The 4,425-nt window shown below is 31.7% G+C and carries 1 protein-coding gene; it reads right to left on the bottom strand.

Going from position 1 to position 4,425, the window contains the following annotated elements; genetic code table 4:
- Positions 1–3,819, bottom strand: a 3,819-nt coding sequence (locus ACOMC1_RS04130; protein WP_420331369.1) for a hypothetical protein, incomplete at its 3' end; no start/stop codon positions are given.
- Positions 3,820–4,425: the final 606 nt, after the last annotated feature.

Here is a 4,425-nt window from a genome sequence, read left to right as displayed (position 1 = left end):
TGCTTTATTAATATCTTTTGCGATATCAGATACTTTTTGTGTGCCTTGATTTGTTATATGTGCATTCTTTAAAATACCATTAATATTTTCGATGTTCTTTTCTTGGTTGACATTAGCATTTATGGTTGCATCTGATAGGGTTTTTGCGTGTCCAATAGCATCTTTTGTAGGAGGTACTGCACCATTTGTATTTGTGCTTACTACAACTTTAATATTACCTTTACTATCTGCTACAAGTGTTATATCAGTAATATCAGTTCCTTTATGCCCTTGTGTTAAATCTTTACCAGTTAAATATTTAAGAATCCCAACCTTTGCAGCTTTTTTTTCTTTGTTGAAAGATTTAGCTACTGCTGCGGCAGTAGTTTTCTTTCTTTCTTTAAATTTAATTCCGGCTAATATTGCTTCTATTGCTCTTACATTTTTATCTCTTAATGCATTTTGATTTGCTGTATTTATTTCAGAATCAGATTTACCAGTTGCTGTTCCTGTAGCATTTCCGCCTGATTGAGAAGCGTTTGGAGTATTTGTGGTTACTTCAATTTTTAATTCTCCATTTGGTTTTGCAGTTACTTTAACACCAGTAACTATTGTTCCATTTTTTGATTCTGGTATATCAATACCGTGGTTTTTAAGGATATCTAATTTATCTTTAACTGATGAGGCTTTATCAATGTCTTTTGCGATATCAGATACTTTTTGTGTACCTTGATTTGTTATGTGTGCATTCTTTAAAATACCATTAATATTTTCGATGTTCTTTTCTTGGTTGACATTAGCATTTACGGTTGCATCTGATAGGGTTTTTGCGTGTCCAATAGCATCTTTTGTAGGAGGTACTGCACCATTTGTATTTGTGCTTACTACAACTTTAATATTACCTTGGCTATCTGCTACAAGTGTTATATCAGTAATATCAGTTCCTTTATGTCCTTGTGTTAAATCTTTACCAGTTAAATATTTAAGAATCCCAACCTTTGCAGCTTTTTTTTCTTTGTTGAAAGATTTAGCTACTGCCGCGGCAGTAGTTTTCTTTCTTTCTTTAAATTTAATTCCGGCTAATATTGCTTCTATTGCTCTTACATTTTTATCTCTTAATGCATTTTGATTTGCTGTATTTATTTCAGAATCAGATTTACCAGTTGCTGTTCCTGTAGCATTTCCGCCTGCTTGAGAAGCGTTTGGAGTATTTGTGGTTACTTCAATTTTTAATTCTCCATTTGGTTTTGCAGTTACTTTAACACCAGTAACTATTGTTCCATTTTTTGATTCTGGTATATCAATACCATGGTTTTTAAGGATATCTAATTTATCTTTAACTGATTTTGCTTTATTAATATCTTTTGCGATATCAGATACTTTTTGTGTGCCTTGATTTGTTATATGTGCATTCTTTAAAATACCATTAATATTTTCGATGTTCTTTTCTTGGTTGACATTAGCATTTACGGTTGCATCTGATAGGGTTTTTGTGTGCCCAATAGCATCTTTCGTGGGAGGTACTGCACCATTTGTATTTGTACTTACTACAACTTTAATATTACCTTGGCTATCTGCTACAAGTGTTATGTCAGTAATATCAGTTCCTTTATGTCCTTGTGTTAAATCTTTACCAGTTAAATATCTAAGTCCCCCAATCTTTTGATCTTTTGGTGAGTTATTGAAAGATTTAGCTATTGCTGCGGCAGTAGTTTTCTTTCTTTCTTTAAATTTAATTCCGGCTAATATTGCTTCTATCGCTCTTACATTTTTATCTCTTAATGCATTTTTGTTTTGTGCATCAATTTGTGAATCTGTTTTACCACCTGGTATATCTTGTTCAAATGTATCCGTAATAGAACTCTTGCCTTTTACAGGGGTAGTTAAAACTAATTCTATGTGAAGTTTCCCACCTCTTACAGATGCATGTGGTCTAGATAATCGTAATTTATTCGTGTTTAATTCACTAAAAGTAGGTAATACAATCCCAAGTTGTTTAAGTGTGTTTAATGTATCTTTTCCATTATTGATTTTATTAGCAATCTCAGATAACTTTTCATTTCCTTGATTTCTAATTCTAGCGTTAGCAAGTGTTGACTCTATTTTTCTTTTTATTTTTATACGATCAATTTCAGCATCAGATAAACCTTTTGCAGGTATTTTGATTGATTTAGTAGAAGGATTAGCACCTGGTGTATTTATAACAACAGTTGCAATCAAGTTACCGTATTTATCGGCTGTTGCTGAAATAGATCTTATAGTTGTGTTACCATTTCAACCTGGCATAGTAACCCCTAAAACCCTTTCTAAAGAACTTTTATCTGTAATATGCTTAGCAATTTCAGATAAGTAAAACTCACCTTGGTTTATGTGTGCTTTACCAAAGGCTGTTTTTATCATTTGAGCAATTCCATCTCTTGTCTGGTTTGCGGTAGTTGTGGCTTTATTTCTTTTTTGTGCATCAATTTGCGAATCAGAAACAAGCCCACCAATAGCGTGCCTAATTGTATCTCCAGGAGGATTAGCACCTGGTGTTGTAGCTTTCACAATAACTGTTAATGTATTTCCATTAACGGCAACTTGAATATCATCTATTGTTCCTTTTCCAACTAATGTTGGCATATTAAACCCTAACATTCCAGCAATAGAACCTTTAGCACCTGCTCTTCTAAGTTGGTCGATAGTCCTTTTTATTTCAGAAAGTTTTTTACCACTTTGATTAAAACGCATACTGTTAAGGGCGTTAGTAATTCTTCTATGGTTTTCAGCTCAGTTGTTTTGGGCTTGATGTGCTTTATTAATCAAAGATTTATTTCTTTTTTGTGCATCAATTGTTGCATCAGTAAGTCCATTAACGGAATGTGAGACTAGATCAGCTGAAGGGTTAGCACCTGGTGTTGTGGCAGATACCTTAACTGTTAATGTACCCCCAATGACAGTAACTCTAATATCATCAATTTTTCCACCTCCGACTAATGGTGGTATTCGAAATCCTAATATTGCAGCAATAGAACTTTTAGAAGCGTTTAACCCTCTAAGTTGATCGATTTCTTTTTTTATTTCAGAAAGTTTTTTACCACTTTGATTAAAACGCATGCTGTTAAGGGCGTTAGTAATTCTTCTATGGTTTTCAGCTCAGTTGTTTTGAGCTGAATTATTCCCATTGGTTTGTTTGTAGCTTACATAACCATTATTATGATCTTCTATACCTACTATAGTATGTTTGTAATATAAACCTTTTCGACCTGGCATAGGTGATTTTCATAAGTATTGAATTTTGAATCTAAATCCTATATTTAATTTACCGTTTTCCACTCTAGCTTTAAGTCCGTAAACACTTATACTAATATTTGCATCAAGAAGTTTACGATTGTTTTTAGCCGCTCTAATTTCCGGTGTATTTAAAATTGCACTTCAAATAGTTGGATCATTTTTTAGGAATTCAGAAATGGTTCTACCGTGTGTGATGTTCTGTCTTATTCAGGCACCAGGGTTTCGAATTGCTTCACTAAAGAATTGGCTTTTAGATTTCGAACCTTGAAGCTTTACAGTTAATAATTCTCTTATTCTTTGAACAATAGCCATATTTGGAGTTATTGCTCAACCAGAGTTTGTAAGAGGACGATCAAGACTTTGATCGTAATAAGGATTTACACTTTGATTCTGGCTTAAATTTATTTTTTCAATTTCATTTAATTGTATTTGGTATTTTTCCAACTTTGTTTTGTTGATTTTGTTGTTTTCGTTTGCTTTAACATAAGTTATAGCTGTTGCAGTTGACGCTACAACAGAAATAGCACCTATGGTATTCATGGCGATTTTTTTATTTTTTTTATTCATATTTCTCCCGTATTGAATAGATTGTTTCAATTCAATACTTTCATTTTAGCACAAAAAAAATACACTAATTACTTGCTAATATATGCATAATTAGGGGCTTTTATTTATTGTTGATTTTTTTAAAATTTGAAAAAAACTTTACAAAATATATTAACGACAATTTTTTGTCCCAACACTCAAAGAATTGCACTTACACAAAAAATACCTATCTATTAAAAGTGGATTTCCTTATTTTTTAAATAAATCATATGTTATGAAAAGATAACATTAGTTTATATGTGTTTAACAATTATTTTCATTTTTTACACGTTTAAATAAACCTTAATAAACATCTTATATGCCAGTTATATAAACTAATAGAATTGAACATTTATATAAACCTAACAATTAAACACTATCTTCCTATCATTTCACATTTAAGGTTCATTTAAGAGCTTTTTGCATAATAATCATATACAAACCTATTTATGGCTTAAACACCCTTAAAAAGGCGAAAAAAAAGGACCTTTATAGGTCATTTGTTTCTAGTTCTTTCAAAACTGAATAGCAGATTCTTCATTGGTTTGTCTGTGACGTACCGTTTCAATAGATAACCTAAGATTTAGA

It is taken from the genome of Mycoplasma todarodis (genome assembly GCF_965212735.1).
Taxonomy (GTDB): domain Bacteria; phylum Bacillota_I; class Bacilli_A; order Mycoplasmatales; family Metamycoplasmataceae; genus Mycoplasma_K; species Mycoplasma_K todarodis_A.
Note: the sequence above shows the minus strand (reverse complement) of the source record. Positions and strands in the feature narration are given on the sequence as shown.